At 42.5% G+C, this 20697-nt stretch carries 19 protein-coding genes and 1 pseudogene; 7 read left to right on the forward strand and 13 right to left on the reverse strand.

The window, feature by feature from the left end; all coding sequences use genetic code 11:
• Position 1 precedes the first annotated feature (1 nt).
• On the forward strand, positions 2 to 955 hold the full coding sequence (locus ACAX20_RS12680) for a D-2-hydroxyacid dehydrogenase (protein WP_371186723.1): 954 nt from the start codon (positions 2 to 4) through the stop codon (positions 953 to 955).
• Between the two features lie 61 nt (positions 956 to 1016).
• On the opposite strand, the gene ACAX20_RS12685 is transcribed toward ACAX20_RS12680, so the two are convergent.
• The 3 genes from ACAX20_RS12685 to ACAX20_RS12695 form a co-directional block, all read right to left on the reverse strand.
• Positions 1017 to 1220: a DUF2375 family protein gene (locus ACAX20_RS12685; protein ID WP_371186725.1), complete on the reverse strand. Its 204-nt coding sequence runs from the start codon at positions 1218 to 1220 to the stop codon at positions 1017 to 1019.
• A 64-nt stretch (positions 1221 to 1284) separates the two neighbouring features.
• Positions 1285 to 1494 carry a DUF2375 family protein gene (locus tag ACAX20_RS12690; RefSeq protein WP_371186726.1) on the reverse strand — a complete coding sequence of 70 codons (210 nt, stop codon included), beginning with the start codon at positions 1492 to 1494 and terminating at the stop codon, positions 1285 to 1287.
• Positions 1495 to 1783: 289 nt separating this feature from the next.
• Entirely contained in the window at positions 1784 to 3124 is a 1341-nt protein-coding gene (locus ACAX20_RS12695) for an NAD(P)/FAD-dependent oxidoreductase (protein ID WP_371186728.1), read from the reverse strand.
• Positions 3125 to 3237: 113 nt separating this feature from the next.
• Between ACAX20_RS12695 and ACAX20_RS12700 the strand changes: the two genes are divergently transcribed.
• The gene (locus ACAX20_RS12700; RefSeq protein WP_371186730.1) at positions 3238 to 3810 is read left to right on the forward strand and encodes an N-acetyltransferase family protein; all 573 of its coding nucleotides are present in this window, start codon (positions 3238 to 3240) and stop codon (positions 3808 to 3810) included.
• Positions 3811 to 3835: 25 nt separating this feature from the next.
• On the opposite strand, the gene ung is transcribed toward ACAX20_RS12700, so the two are convergent.
• The 6 genes from ung to ACAX20_RS12730 form a co-directional block, all read right to left on the reverse strand.
• Entirely contained in the window at positions 3836 to 4528 is a 693-nt protein-coding gene (gene ung / locus ACAX20_RS12705) for a uracil-DNA glycosylase (protein ID WP_371186732.1), read from the reverse strand.
• A gap of 89 nt (positions 4529 to 4617) precedes the next feature.
• Complete coding sequence (gene thrC / locus ACAX20_RS12710) at positions 4618 to 5904, reverse strand: threonine synthase (RefSeq protein ID WP_371186734.1); 1287 nt, start codon at positions 5902 to 5904, stop codon at positions 4618 to 4620.
• 12 nt (positions 5905 to 5916) lie between these two features.
• Positions 5917 to 6885 carry a homoserine kinase gene (gene thrB, locus ACAX20_RS12715; protein WP_371186735.1) on the reverse strand — a complete coding sequence of 323 codons (969 nt, stop codon included), beginning with the start codon at positions 6883 to 6885 and terminating at the stop codon, positions 5917 to 5919.
• 2 nt (positions 6886 to 6887) lie between these two features.
• Positions 6888 to 9341: a bifunctional aspartate kinase/homoserine dehydrogenase I gene (gene thrA, locus ACAX20_RS12720; protein ID WP_371186737.1), complete on the reverse strand. Its 2454-nt coding sequence runs from the start codon at positions 9339 to 9341 to the stop codon at positions 6888 to 6890.
• A 486-nt stretch (positions 9342 to 9827) separates the two neighbouring features.
• On the reverse strand, positions 9828 to 10517 hold the full coding sequence (locus tag ACAX20_RS12725) for a M48 family metallopeptidase (protein ID WP_371186739.1): 690 nt from the start codon (positions 10515 to 10517) through the stop codon (positions 9828 to 9830).
• A complete protein-coding gene (locus ACAX20_RS12730) occupies positions 10514 to 10867 on the reverse strand; it encodes a YebG family protein (protein WP_371186741.1) in 354 nt (117 codons plus the stop codon). Before ACAX20_RS12730 ends, ACAX20_RS12725 begins: the two co-directional genes overlap by 4 nt.
• Positions 10868 to 11317: 450 nt before the next feature.
• On the opposite strand from ACAX20_RS12730, the gene ACAX20_RS12735 reads away from it, so the two are divergent.
• The gene (locus ACAX20_RS12735; protein WP_371186743.1) at positions 11318 to 11647 is read left to right on the forward strand and encodes a DUF3718 domain-containing protein; all 330 of its coding nucleotides are present in this window, start codon (positions 11318 to 11320) and stop codon (positions 11645 to 11647) included.
• A gap of 129 nt (positions 11648 to 11776) precedes the next feature.
• Here ACAX20_RS12735 and ACAX20_RS12740 read toward each other — a convergent pair.
• Positions 11777 to 12529: pseudogene (locus tag ACAX20_RS12740) on the reverse strand (SDR family oxidoreductase).
• Positions 12530 to 12752: 223 nt separating this feature from the next.
• On the opposite strand from ACAX20_RS12740, the gene ACAX20_RS12745 reads away from it, so the two are divergent.
• Positions 12753 to 12944, forward strand: coding sequence for a PA3496 family putative envelope integrity protein (locus ACAX20_RS12745; protein ID WP_371186745.1), 192 nt, complete (start codon positions 12753 to 12755; stop codon positions 12942 to 12944).
• Positions 12945 to 13037: 93 nt separating this feature from the next.
• Positions 13038 to 14348, forward strand: a complete 1311-nt coding sequence (locus ACAX20_RS12750) for an amidohydrolase (RefSeq protein WP_371186747.1) — start codon at positions 13038 to 13040, stop codon at positions 14346 to 14348.
• Between the two features lie 87 nt (positions 14349 to 14435).
• On the opposite strand, the gene ACAX20_RS12755 is transcribed toward ACAX20_RS12750, so the two are convergent.
• The gene (locus tag ACAX20_RS12755) at positions 14436 to 14627 is read right to left on the reverse strand and encodes a DUF3185 family protein (protein WP_371186749.1); all 192 of its coding nucleotides are present in this window, start codon (positions 14625 to 14627) and stop codon (positions 14436 to 14438) included.
• A gap of 167 nt (positions 14628 to 14794) precedes the next feature.
• Here ACAX20_RS12755 and ACAX20_RS12760 point away from each other — a divergent pair, with 167 nt between their 5' ends.
• Both ACAX20_RS12760 and ACAX20_RS12765 read left to right on the forward strand, forming a co-directional pair.
• Positions 14795 to 15655 (forward strand): mechanosensitive ion channel domain-containing protein, encoded by an 861-nt coding sequence (locus ACAX20_RS12760; protein WP_371186751.1) that lies wholly within the window; start codon positions 14795 to 14797, stop codon positions 15653 to 15655.
• 246 nt (positions 15656 to 15901) lie between these two features.
• Positions 15902 to 17404 (forward strand): CoA-acylating methylmalonate-semialdehyde dehydrogenase, encoded by a 1503-nt coding sequence (locus ACAX20_RS12765; RefSeq protein WP_371186753.1) that lies wholly within the window; start codon positions 15902 to 15904, stop codon positions 17402 to 17404.
• Positions 17405 to 17641: 237 nt separating this feature from the next.
• On the opposite strand, the gene ACAX20_RS12770 is transcribed toward ACAX20_RS12765, so the two are convergent.
• The gene (locus ACAX20_RS12770; RefSeq protein WP_371186755.1) at positions 17642 to 17800 is read right to left on the reverse strand and encodes a YqaE/Pmp3 family membrane protein; all 159 of its coding nucleotides are present in this window, start codon (positions 17798 to 17800) and stop codon (positions 17642 to 17644) included.
• Positions 17801 to 18309: 509 nt separating this feature from the next.
• Positions 18310 to 20556: a diguanylate cyclase gene (locus ACAX20_RS12775; RefSeq protein ID WP_371186757.1), complete on the reverse strand. Its 2247-nt coding sequence runs from the start codon at positions 20554 to 20556 to the stop codon at positions 18310 to 18312.
• Positions 20557 to 20697 lie beyond the last annotated feature (141 nt).

The raw sequence follows: 20697 nt of genomic DNA on the forward strand, positions 1-20697 counted from the left end.
CATGAAAGCCGTATTTCTCGATCGCAGTACCATAAGCGATAAAATTAACTTCAATAACCTAGAACAGTGTTTTCATACCGTTAGCTATTTTGATCACAGCAGTAGCGAGAAAGTGGTGTCACGTTGTCGCTTTGCCGACGTCATTATCACCAATAAAGTGATCATCAGCGCTGACATGATGAGCCAATTACCTAAGTTGCGATTAATTTGTATTGCTGCCACTGGCACCAATAATGTCGATTTGGTTGCCGCCAAACGACACGGTATCGCGGTATGCAATGTCAGCGGTTATTCCACATCATCGGTGAGTCAATACGTGTTTGCCATGTTGCTTGAACATATGCAAAAGAGCTCAGAATACATCGCCAGCGTACGAACTGATAAATGGCAAAACAGTCCTGTATTTTGTCATTTTGAATCACCGATTGAAGAGCTAGCAGGGCAAACCATAGCATTAATAGGCTATGGCGAAATCGCCCGTGCAGTAGAACGGATTGCCCGCGCATTTTCGATGCAAGTCATTATTGCTGAACGCCAACATGAATCACGCATTCGCCCTGGCCGTGTTGCCTTTGAGCAAGCATTAGCGCAAGCCGATGTGGTCAGTTTGCATGCGCCACTGAGTGCCGCAACGGAAAACCTCATAAACGCTGAGACACTGGCGTTAATGAAGCGCAGTGCCATTTTAATCAACACAGCTCGCGGTGGCTTAGTAAACAGTGAACACTTACTATCAGCATTAAAGCTTAAAAGAATAAAGGCTGCAATTTTAGACGTGTTGGAGAATGAACCCCCCAATGCTGATCACCCGCTTATCGCCCATAAATTAGACAACTTATATATCACTGGGCACATAGCCTGGGGCTCGCAACAGGCACAACAGCGACTTATCGATGGTATTGCTGACAATATTATTGCCTTTCAACAAGGTCTGGTGCGTAATCGCGTCGACTAATTACAGTCCGTAAACCATCATCAATAATAATAACGTAGCATGAAATGCTTAATGAATACGATCAGGCGGTTAATGGATCATTGATGATCCTTTCACCAATTTTACTGATAAAACTTAGTTCACCTGGGTATACCGCCAAGATAGATTTATTACGTCGGTACGTTTTAGATAACAATACCTTACCGTACTCATTCAGGGTTACATCCACATAGTCATGTAATAATTCTAATGATGTTTTATGATAATAAATAACTGTAACTCGCATAACTTAACCACTACCTACTGCGGATTTCATAAAAGTTCTGTTTATTAACTTTTGTCAATGCTTACTAAATAATATCTTGATTGCAATTCTGTATATCGAGTGGTTTATGAATGCCCTGACAAACAGCGACAATAGATTTGCCAAGTTTAAATTCATCGTTGAGCATCACTCGGCCATTATCCACCACAGGGAACGCGCCATAAGTGTGCTCCAATTCCATTGTCTCACCGTCAATATAAATAATGGTGACATCTTGTAGATTGCTTGCAGACATTAATTACTTCACTCATATGTTGTTATTGCTTTTGAGTTGCCCTGCATTTGTACCAAATGCAGTGACATACTGATCGTAGCGATGTGGCGATAACACCACCAGTTATCGCTGATAAATCAACCAACAAATAATAACTTACAGGATATTATCGGCAGCAACAAGTGGTATCACTTTAAAATCTATAATAATCATACCATTAGCATTCGATGCCTTTTGTTAGCGACATTTCCCTGCAGATTTTCGATTTCAAGGATGGTGTGTAACATACAATCCTAATAGAGGGAATGGGCTAGTAATAGCGGTCTTTAAATTTACCGTAATGGAAATAGGCCCATTGACCAACACGTCTAAATTGCGGCAACGGAAACGTTGGCAATGGCTTGTTATACAAAGGAATATCTGGAACATCAACACCAGCGACTTTTTCCGCGAGTCGCTTACCCGCTTGCACAGAAAACGACACACCGTTACCGCAATACCCCATACCATAAAATACGCCTTTATTGATGGTGTCTTCGCCAATATGAGGGATATCATCGAGAGCCATACAAATCCAGCCAGCCCACTGATATTGATAGCGGATATCTTGTAATGCTGGAAAGCTGCGTTTTAATTCGCCAAGTAATCGATCGGCAAAATAACTATTTTGTGCACCTTTACCGGTAATCGCGCCACGGCCACCAAACAAGATTCGGTTATCGGGCAGTTTACGGTAGTAATACTTCAATGCACGCGTATCCATAATCACATTTGAGGTGATAAAATTACATTGACGTAACTGTTGTTCGGTTAACGGTTCGGTAACGATGATTTGCGACAATACCGGCAGCGATTTATTGGCGACTGCTGGGTGAAACCCTTGCGGTAAGTAGCCATTACCGGCGATCACAACCTTACGACAAGAGATATGAGCTTGCGGCGTACGAACTCGATAGCCATTGGCCACTTTTTCAATCGCCAATGCTGGTGTATTGGTATAAATATTTACCCCTAGCTGATTAAGAATATCTTGATAACCAAATGCCAGTTTTAGTGGGTTAATACCAACACCGTCATGAAAACGAATCGCCCCATGGGCATTTTCATCTGCCATGTACTGTTGATGTACGTCTTTTCTCGACAGAATATCTACGTCATAGCCAAACATTTGACTGAGTAAATTGGCTTGCTGGACAAGCTCTTTCATCATCGACGGCTTATGCGCCACACGAATGTAGCCAGGCTCTTGCATATCGCAATCAATACCTTCAGCAATCAATGCTTTTACACTATCAACGCCAGAACAAGCTTCATGATACACTTGGCGCATCACGTCCTCACCCCAATCTTGTTGCATCGCAGTCCACGCTTTACGGCCAGTAGATTTTAAAATAAACCCCGCATTGCGACCACTACACCCCCAAGCCGTTTGATTTGCTTCTATTACCACAGGACTCACGCCATGTTCTCTAGCTAAATGCAAAGCACATGACATGCCTGTGTAGCCAGCACCAATAATCAGCACGTCGGTATTAATATCTGTGCCTAATACGCCCGCGTTGCTCGGTGCTTCGCCGCTGATATCCGCCCAATAGCTGTTTGGATAGGGTTGATTAAATAGGATTTGTTTTTGTTTTAAAGGATCGTACATAGCTTTAGCTGCGCCAATTGGCGATATCGACAGGGATGCGTTCTCGTTTTTTAGTGAAAAATGGGTATAATCCGGTCCTTTCAACAAGAACGAAACATCTAATAAAAAAATATATGACAAATACTATTACATATCGCGCAATGGATGCTAGCGACTTTGCACAAATTATTGCCTTAGGTAACGACGTACATGGTGACGGTTATCTTGACAATGACAATATTCAGGAATGGTTTGCTAAAGGTATAAGCCAAGGCATTAATGCCAACTTTGTCGCTTATGACAATGATAAACTGGTCGGTTTCCGTCTAAGCTTTGCACCAGGGTCCTTCACTATTGATCAGTGGTATAGCCCTGAGCTGTGGCAATGCGATATTAGCAAGGTGGCGTATTTTAAGTGCAATACCGTCGATGATGCGTATCGTGGTAAAGGTATTGGTTCGACCCTGTTAAAACTATCTACCAATGCATTACAACAACAAGGTGCGAGTGCAGGCGTCAGTCATTTATGGCGACAAAGTCCGGGCAACAGTGCCGTTATGTACTTCACAAAATGCGGTGGTGTACTGATTAAAGATCATCCCGATAAGTGGAATGCCGACAGTAAAGCCGGCTATGAATGCACCTTCTGCGGTTTTGACTGCCACTGTGTTGCCGCAGAAATGATCATTTATTTTAATCAGAACTAAAGGCCTCAACAACTAACCAAGATGCTTAATCAAATAATGCTTGTTGCTGGCTGGTATTCTTGATTAAGCGCCAATCTATCGGTTGCTGCTTACTATCGAGTAAATATTGATTAGCAGTGGAAAAATGGCGGCAACCAAAAAAACCACGATAGGCCGATAGTGGCGACGGATGTGCACCGCTAAGCACAAAGTGCTTATTGGCATCAATATGCTTACCTTTTTGTTGTGCATGTTTACCCCATAAAATAAATACAATATTATCTCGATACTGGTTCAACGCCTCAATTATTGCATCGGTAAAGGTTTCCCAACCAAGCTTAGCATGCGAATGAGCCTGCCCTTGGCAAACCGTTAATACCGTATTGAGTAGCAACACACCCTGCTCTGCCCAAGCCGTTAAGTTACCGTGCTCTGGCACAACAAAGCCATCGATATCATCCACCAGCTCTTTGTAGATATTTTTTAATGATGGTGGCACTTTAACATCCGGCAGCACCGAAAATGCCAAACCATGTGCTTGCCCTGGTCCGTGATAGGGATCTTGTCCAAGAATCACCACTTTCACTTGCTCAAATGGCGTCAATGAAAAGGCATTGAATACATCTGCTTCTGCCGGGTAAATAACAGCGCCAGTCTGACGCTGTTGTTGCAGTTGTTGTTGCATATCTTGGTAATATCCAAGCTTTTGCTGCTGGCTAATAATATCTGACCAGTTCATTGCTCACCTGTGTTGTTAGGATATATTGAGCATGTCACGGTCAAGCTACTATCTAGACCTGCGCATTAACTGTCTAAGCATATAACCGTTTAGCCCAATAAGAATGTGCGTAGCTTAGCAAAGTCAGCATCCATAGGCACGGACAATATTTCCTCAGTTGAGCAATCAGCCAAGGCTTTCGGCAAACCAATTGGCGTACCTAAAATACTCTCAACGGTATCTTTAAATTTTGCCGGATGTGCGGTGCCTAAAAACACGCCATATTCGCCATCAGTTAACTGGTATCTTAACGCCTTGTAAGCTACTGCGGCGTGTGGTTCACTAATGTAACCGGCATTGTTCAGTTGCTTCATGGCAATCTGCGTTTGCTCCTCATCAATCGATACCGCTTGCAAGCATCCCTCAGGTAGCGCAGCAGATGTCAATAAGTGCTCAACACGTGGCCAATTATTTGGATTAGATACATCCATGGCATTAGACATGGTGGAGACTGTGTTATGTGGCTGCCATAACTGATTGGCTAAATAGCGGGGTACCGTATCATTGGCATTAGTGGCGGCAATAAAACGTTTTATAGGTAAGCCCATACCTCTGGCCATCATTGCCGCAGTTAAATTACCAAAATTACCACTAGGCACCGCGATGACCATGTCGTCAATTTGTCCCCGTTGACGTTTGATTTGCGCTGCCGCCTCGAAGTAATAGCAAATTTGCGCCAATAAACGGGAAATATTAATCGAATTAGCCGAATTCAAACCGATTTCATGGCGTAACAACTCGTCATCAAAACTTTGTTTTACCAGCGTCTGGCAATCATCAAAACTACCGTCAATGGCAATGGTGCGAATATTACCACCTAAAGTCGTAAACATTTTTTCCTGCAATAAACTGATTTTTCCTTGTGGATATAAAATCACCACATCAATATTATCTAAGCCGTGAAAAGCATGTGCCACAGCAGCACCAGTATCACCCGACGTTGCGGTAAGGATGGTTATCCGATCATTACTTTGCTTACTAAAGTGCTGTAAACATTGAGCCATAAAGCGAGCACCAAAATCCTTAAAGGCCAATGTGGGTCCATGAAATAACTCTAATATAGCGACATCTTCGTCAATAGACTGTACTAAGGCTGGAAAATTAAAGGCTTCAGTGAGAATGTTTCGCAATGTGGCTTCTGACATTTCATTACCAACAAACGGTAACAATAATCGTACGCTACGCTCGACTAAAGGCATTGCTAATAAACTATCAAGATCATCGAAATGAGGTAACGTTTGTGGAAAAAACAAGCCTTGGTTTTTACCTAAGCCTTGGCGCACCGCCTGAGCAAAACTAACCTGTTGTTGAGATTCTTTTAAATTATAAAACTGCATAAAGTCACCTTATTATTGGCCATTATCCGTGTTGGCAGTGATCGTACGAGCACCTTGTGTATCGGTTTGACAGATATGGACGAAGCCTTGTGCCGATTGTAAATAGTTTTGCTGCAAATAATCGGCCAAATCTTGCGCCACACTCAATTTGTCACAGGCGACAAACAGTGTCGGCCCCGACCCTGAAATCCCCGCAGCGAGAGCACCATGTGCCATCACATATTGCTTTGCTTCAGTAAATCTTGGAATAAGGTCTCTGCGATAAGGCTCTGCCACTACATCATTGACATACGACATAGCCTCTTCACTATCTTGTCGATAACAAGCGTCAATAAAGCTTGCGAGATTTTGACCAAATGTAATCAATGTTGAGCGAGAATACGTCTCAGGTAAAACCTCTCTGGCCATTTTGGTAGAAACGCTAATACCAGGGTAAGCCATCAACCAATAGATCTCTTTAAAATCAGGAAGCTGTCTTGAGATAATTTGCTCGTTCGCAACCATAAGTTGCAAGCCACCCAAATAGCATGGCGCGACGTTATCATAGTGAACACTACCACTGATATGAGCTTCCATCGCCCCCATCATAGACAATAACTCAGCTTGGTTGAATGGCCGTTGATAAAACTCATTTAATGCAACAAGGGCTGCGACAACAGAGCATGCACTCGAGCCTAAGCCACTGCCGACCGGCATATTTTTTTCAAGCTGTAAATGCACTGCCTGCTTTGTCAGCCCCTGCAAAACCAGCTTTTGCTCAAATAGAGCCATGCACTGGAATACAATATTATCTTTAATATCAACAGGTAGCTTGTTAACAAACTCGCCAATGACTTCCAGACTATTTTGGTTACCTTCTGCCGCTTTAATTGATACTACATCACCCAACAATTTGCCGTTGATTGGCGAAACCGCCATCCCCAATACATCAAAACCCAAGCTGAGATTACCGATAGATGCCGGCGCATAGATTTTTATCATCGTTACAATTCCTGCTTCCAAGCCTGAGTACGTAATAAGTCGCCAAATACACCTGCTGCAGTCACTTGTGCGCCGGCACCATAACCGCGCAGTACTAGCGGGATCGGTTGGTAATAACGGCTTAAAATAGACAGCGCATTTTCACCATCTTTAATGGCATATAGCGGGTGCGAATTATCAACCGCTTCCATGACAACTTGGCACTTACCATCAACAATTTTGCCAACATAACGAAGTACTTTATTTTCGCTACTCGCGCTGGCAACTTTATCGGCAAACAATTGATTTAACTCTGGTAAACGTTGCATAAATTCATCAACAGAGCCTGATGCATCAAACTCTTTAGGTAAAACTGGTTCGATTTCGATATCTGTTAATTCAAGTGCTAAACCGGCTTCACGAGCCATGATCAATAGTTTACGAGCGACATCCATACCAGAAAGATCATCACGAGGATCCGGTTCAGTAAAACCGTTTTGTTTGGCGATAACCGTTGCCTCAGAAAGACTCATACCCTCGTCAAGCTTGCCAAAGATATACGATAAGCTGCCCGATAAGATCCCGGCAAATTGCTGTAAGCTGTCACCGGCTTTAAACAGATTCTGCAAGGTGTCGATGACCGGTAATCCGGCACCGACATTGGTTTCGTAAAGAAATAGACGATTGGTGCGCTGCGCACTTTCACGCAATTTTCGGTAATATTCATAGCTGTCTGTATTGGCTTTTTTATTTGGCGTGACAACATGAATCCCCTCATCCAGATAATCAGCATACGTTAGCGCCAATCCCGCATCCGAGGTACAGTCGACCAGAACCGGGTTAATTAAATGGTTAGTACGGGCAAAGTGTTTAATTGTGTCAACGTCTAACGGTAACTGTTGTGATGATAATGCCGACTGCCAGTCTTCTAGTGCAAAGCCTTCGGCGTTAAATGCTATGCCTTTAGAGTTGGCGATACCGTAGACTTTTAATTCTAGACCTTGCTGTTTTAGTGACTCCTGTTGGCGCGCAATTTGCGCCAGCAATTCACTGCCGACAACACCACAACCGACAACAAAGGCATCAATGCTTTGTTTGTGTGAAAAAAAATTTTGATGACACACTTTTAGCGCATCGGTACATTTGCGTTGTTCAATAACTACAGAAATACTACGTTCAGAGGAATCTTGAGCAATCGCCACTACATTGACGCGGGCTTGTGCCAATGAACTAAATAATTTACCAGCGACACCACGCTGATGATGCATACCGTCGCCAACCAATGACACGATCGATAAATGAGATTGCAATGAAATCGGTTCAAGAAGTTGATTTAAAAGCTCAAGTTCAAACTCTTGTTGCAAACTTTGTTGGGCACGGTAGGCGTCATGAGAGTGAATACAAAAACTAATACAGTACTCTGACGATGACTGCGATATCATCACTAAGGAAATATTTTCACGTCCCATGCAGGCAAACACTCGGCTTGCCATGCCAACCATGCCTTTCATGCCCGGCCCTGAGACGTTAATCATGGTCAGTTCATCTAAGTTAGAAATCGCTTTAACTTGTTTTTCGCCATTATCTTGGTTTGAAATCAACGTACCCTTTGCATGGGGATTTAAGGTATTTTTGATCAAACATGGGATATGATATTGCGCGATAGGTCCTATCGTTTTAGGGTGTAGCACCTTTGCACCAAAATACGATAATTCCATCGCTTCTTGATATGACAAATGCGATAACACTTGCGCATCTTTAATTAAGCGCGGATCGGCGTTATAAACGCCATCCACATCGGTCCAAATTTCACAACACTCTGCATGAGCACAAACACTGAGTACAGCCGCAGAATAGTCAGAACCATTGCGACCTAGCGTTGTTAACTGACCACGCCCATTGACACCAATAAAACCTGGCATCAAATTTATCTGAGCAAGCTCAGCATAATGGTTGGCAAAGCTTTCTCGTGATAGCACTAAATCGGCAATCGCATTAAGAGGTGAATCGCTGGTGTGTAAAAACTCAGCTGGCTCGATCACCGCGACATCATGGTTCGTCGCCAATAACGATTGCAATATCGCCACACTTAGTCGCTCACCAAGGCTTATAATGGAGGCGCAGATATGCTCTGGACAATATGACAGTAATGCCGCGCCTTGTAACCAACGTTGCAACTGGTGCAGCTCATGAGCCAATACTTGTTCGGCATGCTGGCGATTAAAACTTGGGCTGCTTTGCGCTAACTCACTTAGCAGCACCTGCATGCCTTGTCTTAGCAGCTCAATCTCATGGTCGAGCAATGCCTCTTGAGGCAGGTTTTGCGTCAGAGCGACTAATTGATTGGTAATACCTTGTGGAGCTGAAACAACGACGCATAATGGTGATTGCTTGCTTGAGTTAACAATGATCTCACCCACACTCATAAAACGCTGAGCATCGGCTAATGAAGACCCACCAAATTTAATTACTTTCATTCCCACTCCCTTTGCTTTGTTGCGTTGCATTAACAATGCAGGATTACCCTTGAAACGAAAAAGCCCGTGAACTTTGCAGGTCACGGGCTTTTACTGAACTTTATTCTATGCGTTAGCCTATGACCGCCTTCCTCATGAGGATGGTGGTAATGGTTGTAGGCATAATTTTCATCACGAATAATAAGGTAAAACGCATATCGATTTATTTTTTACATTGCTTAATTTTCACTCTGCCCTACACAGCATCTAGTGTCAAGTAGATATTTAACACAGTGTTAACATTAGTGTTTACGAGTAACAGCAAGGGTTTCGCGTCAAGCTAGGGTTTGATGGGTTCGTGGTCGTTAGCGCAGAACGAAAAGACTTGACGGTGTGGGACCATAAGAAGACAAGCCAATAATCATCGACTATTGGCTCATCAATGCAGGTGGGTGTTATGTTGATTATGCAAACAGTATCGTGTCAACGACTAAGCGATAACTGCGACTAATGTTGCCAATACAGGTGCTGCTGATGCTGTTGCAGCCAGCGTTTGGCGTTAACATGTTCAACCTCAAAGCTCGACACTAATTGCCAAAACTCATTTGAGTGGTTTAGATGTTGGATATGGCAAAGTTCATGAACAATCACGTAATCAATCACCCACATCGGCGCCATAACCAACAACCAATTTAACTTAATATGTGACTTACTATCACAACTTCCCCAACGGGACTTAAAATAGCGAACCGTTAATTGGTTGGCATACAATTGCGTTTTTTGTTGCCAGTAAAGTAATCGTTGCGACAATATTTGCTCTGCTTGTGTTTTATACCACTGGTGCAAAGCTTTCTTAACATGTTGTTGTGATCCTAGCTGTCGGCTTGTCAGCTTGACGCTTAACCTCTCAGGTAAGATTTCGACGCTATTAGCATTTGCTTTTGAGACAGTCAGTAACAAAGGCTGCCCAAGCCAATAAAATGTCTCCCCGCAACAATAACCACGTTCAGAAATATCAGGTTGGTGATATAAGGCTATTTTTTGTTGTAACCAAGTTTGCTTTTCAAGCAGTAATTTTTCAATGTAGCTTGTTTCAACAAAATCAGGCGCCAATACTCGCACTTGCCCCTGTTTTACCTGCAAGCTGATCGACTTACGTCGACCACTTCGCACCAACTGATATTCTATTGGCTTCATTTGGCCGCTTTAGTTTTCTTTGCCTTAGCTGGGCTAGTTTCTTTGCCTTCAGCCTCTTGCTCAGCGACTTTGCTACTGACAGCTTTACTCGTAGCAACTTTCTTAGTTATGGCTGGCTTAGCTTTTTTTGCTTGCAACGAAATTAACACATCGTCACGATGCTTGGCTAAGAAAACACTTAATTCTTCAACAACTTGGTCATCAAGTTTCAACGGTGACTGTTCAAGCAACTCAGACAAGCTGTCTGCCATGTCGAGCATCTTGTCATACTCATCTGCAGATTTTTTGTCCATAAATGTCTCAACCTCCACTCCATCTCGAACGACGACAAAACGACTTTCTACAGCCATAGTGCTCCCTTTTTATTCAGCATATTCATGTGTTATTCATACGAAATCTAAGATAAAACAGTCAAGCTTTACCTATTTTGTTACAAACATTGTATATTCATACAGTTATTTAGCAAGCCTTTATTATGAAAAACTGCCATGTACAAAAAAACAACAAATTTTCATCGTAAATAACCCTCCATTCATCTTACGAATACCGCCTAATCATCGTCATTTTCGCCAGGCAATGTAAAAAAATATGTCAGAAGACATAATTAAAAACCCCATGATGGCAATCTAAACCACTGATTAACATTACCTTTAATAAAAACATCAATGAGATATATAACACTCGCCATTGTTACATCCTGCGAATTTTGATTAACAACTTTTACGCAAAATTAGACCACTATATACATGACAGCAGTAACACATTTAATCATTTGAAAATAAGCATTCGGAGATACCAACATGAAAGCACTAGCAATCGCAACTTTACTAGCAAGCACTATGAGTTTAACCAATACCAGCCACGCAGCTATGGACCCTTATTTAGAAAATGCCTTAGTATCGATTTGTAAAGAAGCACAAAGCGATAACGTATTATCGATGCGTCGTACCATTAAAGGCTACCGCATGAGCGAGACTAATGTCGCACAAAACTTAGTATGCAACGGTGAGCCTGTTATCGAGTTCGCCGAAAATAATGGCGCATACAAAACCGCAAGTCATCTACAAAAGCGTGTAGCGGATAGTGAAATAATCGACTTAGCAGGTGTCTATTCAGTCACATTTGAATAAACAATGCCACCATAACAGTCGCTAGTTATCATGCGATTGTTTGCAAATCGCTAGTCCCCCCAACGTCTCGGCTTTGCTGTTCAAGTCGAGGCGTTACCATCAACAAACTCAATCACGTTATCGCTAGTACTAACTTAATTTTGCCATCAATCGCAACGGTAAAATCTTTAATATATAGCGCAATATCGCCCATGGCCATGTTGGCACAAAGGCAATACTACGCTCATGTTCTATAGCCCTGACAATAGCTCGACAGCCCTCATTAACATCAACAATAAATGGTGGGGTTTTCATGCTATCGGTAAGTTCGGTGTGAATGTAACCCGGATGAATTGTTGTTACTTTTATGGGAGTGTTAATAACATCAGTGCGGATCCCCTAGGTTAATGACGCTAATGCCGCTTTACTTGCGGCATAGACATTTAAACGTCTAGCGAAGCCTCGCTGAGCGCTAACCGATGATATGGTCACTAAATGTCCGTGATTTTGCTGACGAAAAATCGCCATCGCGGCTTCACATTGACAAAGCGCGGCAACAAAATTGGTTTGGGCAATTTGTTTGTTCTGCACATATGCCCCCGTGCCAACAGAGGCTCCTTTGCCAATGCCAGCATTAACAATAACGCGATCAATTTCACCTAACGCCTGCTGTGCTTGAGTAAACGCAGCAAAGACTTGATCGTCATCATTGACATCAAGTGGCATCACCATGACGGCTATTTTAGGGTAAATCACTCTCAGTTTCTCAGCTAACTCAGTTAATTTATCAACACGTCGGGCGCATAACACCAAGTTACGACCTAGTGCTGCATATTGCTTTGCCAGCTCTTGACCAATACCAGAGCTAGCGCCAGTAATAATAATGTTTTTTCTTATATGCATCAGGCGGTTAAATTGAAAAATCAAATAGTTACCTCCACCATATCGACTTCAACAAAAATTGCAACTGCAACGTGTAACAAAAAATAGCCTTAAGCCAGTTATGACGGGCTCCGTAGCTTTTTTCAGCGAACGATAAAAAAGCCTTATTTTTTGTTTGACGTAAGCAAAATTTTTGCCTATTTTTCAGATCTGAAGGTCTTAGCCAATTATTGAGGATGTGGTAATGTCTCGAAACAAGATCATTGACGATGTCGACTTTAGCGGTAGCGATGAAGATTTTGATGATGATGTAAGTGCAAATACGGACGACGAAAAGGGCAATCAAGAAAGTGCCAAAACGCGCCGCCGTATCGATGAGTTGCTTGAACGTAAGCGCTTAAAAGAACTACTCGATGAAGACGAGTGGGAGTTGTAAACTCCCACTACCAGCCATAAAACTTCTGCTTTTAATTTCCAGTTAAATCCCCTATTGTGTTGATATAAAAAGAATAAGACCTACAGGGGATCTATGTTTAAAAAAACCATACTCGCTATTAGCGCGGCACTCGCTATCGCCTCTAGCCCATACTCGCACAGCGCCTCAGCGCAACAAATGGCCACCGATGTAGAGGCCGATGTCATTAACTGGCGACGTCATTTTCACCAATATCCTGAACTTTCTAATCGAGAATTTAACACCAGCAAAACCATTGCCCAAGAGCTATCCGCTATGGGCCTGAAGGTAGAAACGGGTATTGCCCATACTGGCGTTGTTGCCGTACTAGACAGTGGAAAAGCAGGTCCGGTGGTCGCTTTGCGTGCCGATATTGATGGCTTACCAGTTACCGAAAGCAGTGATCTACCTTTTGCATCAAAAGTCGTCAGTGAATTTAACGGTCAACAAACTGGTGTTATGCATGCCTGTGGCCATGATACCCACATTGCTATGCTACTAGGCGCGGCAAAAATGCTCAGCCAACACAAGCAGCAACTGATAGGTAAAGTGAAATTTATTTTTCAACCAGCTGAAGAAGGCGCCCCAGTTGGTGAAGAAGGCGGAGCCGAGCTAATGGTTAAGCAAGGCGTGCTCAACACCCCTGACGTCGACGTTATTTTTGGTTTACACATATGGTCAAACCTTGATGTCGGTAAAATTAGCTATAAACCTGGCGGCACACTGGCAGCCGTCGATACCTTTAAAGTCGTCGTTAAAGGGAAGCAAGCGCATGGCGCATACCCTTGGAAAAGTGTCGATCCGATAGTCACGGCAGCGCAAATTATTATGGGATTACAAACCATTGTGTCTCGGGAATTACAATTAATTGACGAAGCAGCCGTAGTCACTGTTGGTAGCATCCATGGTGGTGTGCGCTCTAACATTATCCCTAACGAGGTAGAAATCATTGGTACGCTGCGCTCGCTAACGCCGACCATGCGCGAGCAAATTCGCCAAGCGGTTGTCCGCAAAGCGACCAATATTGCCGCCAGTATGGGCGCTGAAGCCGAAGTAACGGTACCGTTTGGTGCAAATTACCCCGTCACATATAATGACCCAATCTTGATGACGCAGATGTTACCGGCACTGAACCAGGTCATTGGTGAAGACAATGTTGTATTAGCTAATGCGCAAACCGGCGCTGAAGACTTTTCGTTTTATCAACAACAAGTACCCGGATTGTTTTTAGGGGTAGGTGGTAAGCCACTCAACGTTAGCGTAGAAGATGCACCAGCACACCATACGCCCGAATTTATGATTGATGAATCCGGACTAAAAACAGGTGTCGCTGCACTTATTGGTCTAACTCTTGACTATATGAACAAGCATAAGGCCACAAAATAAGCACTAAATATTATTTCAATCTTATAATAGGCGATTGATAACAACCGCCTATTATTTTGTATTGCTCTAATGGTAAAGGTAAGGCGACTAAACCGCTCTGGCGATACCTAACACAATACAAATCGCGCCACCCACCATACCTGCCCAAGCTTTCCACGGTGTTTCACCACCCAATGTACGAGTTAGCTCAGAGCCAACAGATTGATAAATATCGTAGCCCCAATATGCTAAAAAGGCGCCAATGATTATTAATATAATACCGATGAGTTTTCTTTCCATTGTGATCTCTTTGTTAATCTTTGTGAACCCTACTTCAAGGTAGCATAGTTAACAAAAGTCATTGATATTTAAAGAAGCTTCTCTGCTCAGATGAGTGAAACAATAGATTATCATTTGCAAAATAACAGATATAATTAAGTCAACGTCGGTCAGTAGCTGTGCATATTATGGAAAACTTGCTACAACATTTTTCACTATTAGTAACAAATAAAATTTTCATCACCATCGCGATAATTATCGTCATTCGTTTGATCACCAGAATGACCATTGCGTGGATTAAACGTGATAATGATTTTCTCAATGAAAAGCACCGTAAGTGGATTTCACGCAGTAAAAATTTGTCCGTGATCGCCATTATTGTCATGCTCGTGAGCTTATGGTGGACAGAGCTACAAACATTCGCGCTATCGATCGCAGCCATTGCTGCTGCTATCGTCATTGCTTCAAAAGAGCTTATTCTGTGCTTTAGTGGCTCTGTATTACGGGCAAGTTCTCATTCTTTTAGTATTGGTGATTGGATTAAGGTCGGTAACAACACCGGAGAAGTGATTGAATACAATATGATGTCAACGGTTATTCAAGAAATTGATTTTTCTCATAACAACTACAACTATACCGGTAAAACAGTCACCTTGCCTAACAGCTTATTCTTAGCTGAGCCTGTCCACAACATGAATTTCATGAACCGCTATGTGTATCACACTTTTTCCATTCATTGTGATACCCGCCTGAATGTGTTTCGCATGCGAGATTTTATTTTTGAGCGCGTTAGCGATTACAGCAAGGAGTTTATGGAGGTTGGCCGTCGCTATAACGCCGTGATTGAAAAGCGTTTGGGCGTGGATTTACCTGGCGAAGAGCCCCATATTCGCATCACAACCACCGAAACTGCCAATTTTATTTTCACTATCACCATTTTTTGCCCAACCGAGCAGGCGGTTTCGTTAGAGCAGCACATCACCCAAGACTATATGGAATATCGCTATCAGCAGTTACAACTCTTAAATACGACTAACGCATCGGCGTAGTCTACAAACTTGGCATGGCAAAATTAAGTCCGCTGTAACTATCCCTCGAAGGCGGGCTACGTTGTAAAATGGCGAGATGTTGAACAACGCTGTATGCATGGCATGACAGCTAGGCAATATCGTGTTCACTTTTAAGCTTGCACATCACTTCGTATCCCCCTACTCTAACGACACTGATAGGCTTAATAGCCTGTACATAAATAATTATAAATCAATACCATTACAACAATTTAATAAGAGACCGTTATGAGCATTCGTCAAATACCTTTGATCATTGGTGGGGAAAAAGTTATCTCTCAATCCGACACATGGTTAGATGTGTTAAACCCGGCAACCCAAGAGGTTGTTGCCAAAGTCCCTATGGCGACAATGGATGAAGTTAATGCCGCGATTGCAAACGCTAAACAGGCCTTTGCAGACTGGCGCAAGACCCCGTTAACCAAACGCATGCGAATTATGATGAAGTTTCAGCAACTGTTGGAGCAACATACCAATGAGATTGCCACCTTGATCACTGAAGAGCATGGCAAAACCTTACCTGATGCAGAAGGCGAAGTGGGTCGAGCATTAGAGGCCGTGGAAAATGCTTGTGCAATTACCCGCCTGCAACTTGGTGAAATAGCCAATAATGCGGCAACCGGTGTCGATGTATATACTCTTAACCAACCATTAGGTGTTGGTGTCGGTATTACTGCGTTTAACTTCCCAGTGATGTTACCCGCCTTTATGTTCCCTGCAGCGATAGCCTGTGGCAACACCTTTGTACTGAAACCGTCCGAGCAAGATCCCTCTGCAACCATGTTAATGGTTGAACTCGCATTACAAGCCGGGGTACCGGCTGGAGTGCTTAACGTCGTCCATGGTGGTGCTGACGTTGTTAACCGTTTATGTGAGCATCAGGATGTGAAAGCAGTATCATTTATTGGTTCAACCCATGTAGGTACTCATGTTTATAATCATGCCAGCCAACATGGTAAGCGAGCACAATGTATGATGGGTGCTAAAAACCACATGGTGATCATGCCAGATGCAAATAAAGATCGAGCTATTAATGACTTGCTAGGCTCTGCATTTGGTGCCGCTGGCCAACGTTGTATGGCAAATCCTGTGACTATCTTAGTAGGTGAAGCACGCCAATGGCTAGATGAAATTGCAGAGCGTGCCAAGAAGATGACTGTCGATGTTGGCACCAATCGTAACGCCGATCTTGGCCCTGTAATTTCTCCACAAGCCAAACAACGCATCATTAACCTGCTTAACTCCGGCGTTGAGCAAGGCGCGAGATTGCTCGTTGATGGTCGTGATGTCATCGTTCCTGGCTATGAGAAAGGTAACTTTGTTGGCCCAACGATGTTTGCGGGCGTGACCACGGAGATGGACATTTACAAGCAAGAAATATTTGGTCCAGCATTGTGTATTTTAGAAGCCGAGACTCTAGAGCAAGCGATTGACATCATCAATGCCAACCCACATGGCAATGGCACCTCTATTTTCACTTCATCAGGTTATGCCGCGCATAAATTTGAAAACGACATAGATGTTGGTCAAGTAGGTATCAACGTACCGATCCCTGTACCGGTAGCTTATTTTTCATTTACCGGATCGCGTGCCTCAAAATTAGGTGATTTAGGTCCAAATGGTAAGCAGGTAACCCAATTTTGGACCCAAACCAAAACAGTTACAGCAAGATGGTTTGAGCCATCACATGACGATGGCGAGAGTGTGCACACCACGATCAGCCTAAAGTAACTTATCAACACAGTGTTTCGGAGCTTTACAGCACCTATACTGTTGATAACAAAAGGCGAGCGTGGCTCGCCTTTTGTATTTATACACGGATCTAATCCAAGCCCTTTCGCTGCGGCTTGTAAACACACATTCAGAGGTTATCTACGCTTTACAGATATCGAACACGGGTGACACTGAGCATAAGTAAATCACATCATCTTTATGCTCGGATGGTCATTAACTTACTGCCCCATTAACTTATTGAGTCACGAGCCATAAAGCATGAATAATACCTGGGATATAAAAAAACAAACACAATATGATATTTAACAATAAATGCTTACCAACACCGTTATTTAAAAATACGGCTACCGGGGGTAATAAAATCGCTAGGACAATTAACAGCAACTTATTCATAAGCGTATCTCGCTTGTTGAGTAACAAAAGTGCTATTCATCGTTGCGAAATAGCCAATAAAGATACGAATTCAACACAGTTTAGCACGTAGCCCTTGCTAGTTTTTCGCTACCGAACAGTACTCTGTTAACAGGTTTAAGGTATCTTAAGTATAGACCTTATCGGTTTGAATGTCTGATACATAAAATTAGCTCGTTACGTTATATATCAGTAACTTGATGTTTATTACTCAGAGCCAACTATGGCTAGAGCGTGTTGATCTTTCAGGGTTAAATTTTGTTCGAATTAAATGCATTTTTATCGCGGCACTTGTGATACGCATAGTTATTCTACGCACAGAGTAAGTAACAATGAAAAAAATGCATTTAAACGAATCCAAAGGACAGCTTTTATGACGCCTTTCTACTGTGTTATCAATTACTTATGTGGAGTAACCACACAACATAAGCTCTGCCTTGTATAAAACATCATAAATTGCTGCAAAAACAACCTCAAAAGATCAACACGCTCTAGTCTATAGTGGCTGTGCTACACATATTTGCATTCAACACCTCTTCACTGTCAGCCTGCAAAAATTGTCCGTTATTAGTTCGGATATGCGTCAATTGCACTTGGTTACGGCCATTCGCTTTAGCATGGTATAACGCTTGATCGGCAATTTTTAACCATTGTTCTAGTGCATCATTGATCTTAGCTGGTGCCAATATCGCACCAAAACTTGCCGTCACGGATAACGATTGTTGACCATCCATAATGCACGCCTGTTCAATATCGACCCGCAACTTCTCGAGTTTGCGTTTTAGATGCACTTCGCTAATTGCATTAATCAGTAACACAAACTCTTCACCACCAAAACGGGCGATTAGATCGGTTTCTCGACTAAATTCCTGCTTCAACAAATCTGCGACATATTGCAAACACTTATCACCAGCAACATGACCATAGTTATCATTTATTTTCTTAAAATGATCAAGATCGATTAACACAAGCGCCAAGTCATTATTATTGCGCACAGCAATTTTTTGAAATAACGCAAAAGTATTATTGAAATAACGACGATTATATAGCTTGGTTAAGCCATCAAGCTGAGCTAGTTTTTGTAGCTTATCATTGGCTAAAGCCAACTCTTGAGTGCGCGCTTCAACCTTATCTTCGAGTTCATGTTGATAGCTTAATAACTGTGTCTTAGCCTGTTTAATTTCATCATAAAGGGTGATTATCTCTTTAGCAGAATTGTTATACAAAGGAGAAAATTCGCGTTCCTTATCCTCCTCAAATTGATGCACCTGCTTAAGAATAAAGTGAATCGGCCGGGTAACTTGAATACTGATTTTGTGCGCCAAACTTGCTGATATCAAAAACGCTAAAAATAATAAGTTAAAGATCAAGAAATACTCTTTTTCAACAGATTCCAATACAGTCGCTGAATCGAGCAGTACATAGACATGCCAACGATTTGGTAACTCAGAATGACGCAAAAAGTACTCTTTGGCGATGGTTTCACCATCGATTAAAATATCAAACAACCCCGTATCATCAAAAGTTAAATCACGTTTTTCTAAATAACTAAAGTTTGTCAAAGGCGAAATGTTGAGATGTGAGCTTGCGTAAGCGACATTATTTAAATGGTCAGTGATAACGATCGCTATATTGGCATTAGTAGATTTAGGAACCATATTGGCGATGGTTGGTAATTTAATCGCCCCTTGCACAATACCGCTATGACTAAGATGATCTTTGAATTGATACGCATGAGAGAAGGTGACGATAGCATCTGAACCAAACCCCTGCCCTTGCAGTGCCTCAGACATAATTGCCTTTTCAGTACTCATGGCCTGCTGATAATAAGAGCGAAATGCCATATTTAACTGACCTCGTTGAGCCGCTTGTTGGCGCAAACCAAGTGGACTTGAGACGCTAATATCCCCTAAATTATCGGTTAATGCCATCGATACAAATTGTGGATACTGTCGGTGTAACTGTTGTAAATAACGCGTCACAGCAACACCTTCGTTTGCATTCATCTGCGCCAATGTCTGTGCCCCATGAATCACCGCTAACTGATGTTTTTCAAGCATTTCGACAACTGAACGGTGAACGGAGTTATTGTGCTCTTCAATGCTTGCTTCTAGCATATCATGTTGACTATCAATAACATTGTGACTGACAAATATTGATGTGGTGACCACGGATAAGGTAATGGCAAGAATCGTGACGTACACCAGTTGTTGACGAAATGCCCTTTGAATTTTAGGTTGCTGGCGATAACTCAGAGCAAAGGTCTTCGGAAAAAATTGCACTATAAGCCCGGCAAGACAGGCATAAATTAAGCCATTAAAGCCCTGCTTTACCGTTGCAAACCAAACAAATTGCTGCGGTACGTCAATGACAAATTCAAGCAACAGTAAAGTTAATGGCATACCTAACAATAGCCAGTAGGCAATATCGGCGTACAGTACATACCAGCCACGTCGTCGCAAGCAAGCGAGAAATATGGCTTCTAAGCCAAATAATAAATAGCCAAAAGGGCTATCTAAGGAAATAACAAACGCTGTTGAAACAATAAAGGCCGCAAGTAGGCTATACAGCACGCCAAAACGCATAGCAACGATAACGTAAGCAACGTTACCCAGCAGTAAGTGAATGTTTGAGAATAGCGGCAATGGAAACAGGTTAATAATAAAACCTGCCAGTGATAACAACAGTACAAACCGAAGTGGCCGCAACTGCTGTTTAAAACTTTGACTTAAAAACAAAATATTCTCTTTAAAATTATTATTAGTAGCAGAGAGTTCGTTATCGCCGATAAGTCATCAGCGGTTGAGTAACTATAAAATATAGGCAATTAAAAAGGAAATGTTTTTCGCTTAGCCACTTGTCTGATATGCTAGGTGAAC

It is taken from the genome of Thalassotalea sp. Sam97 (assembly GCF_041379765.1).
Classification (GTDB): Bacteria; Pseudomonadota; Gammaproteobacteria; order Enterobacterales; family Alteromonadaceae; genus Thalassotalea_A; species Thalassotalea_A maritima.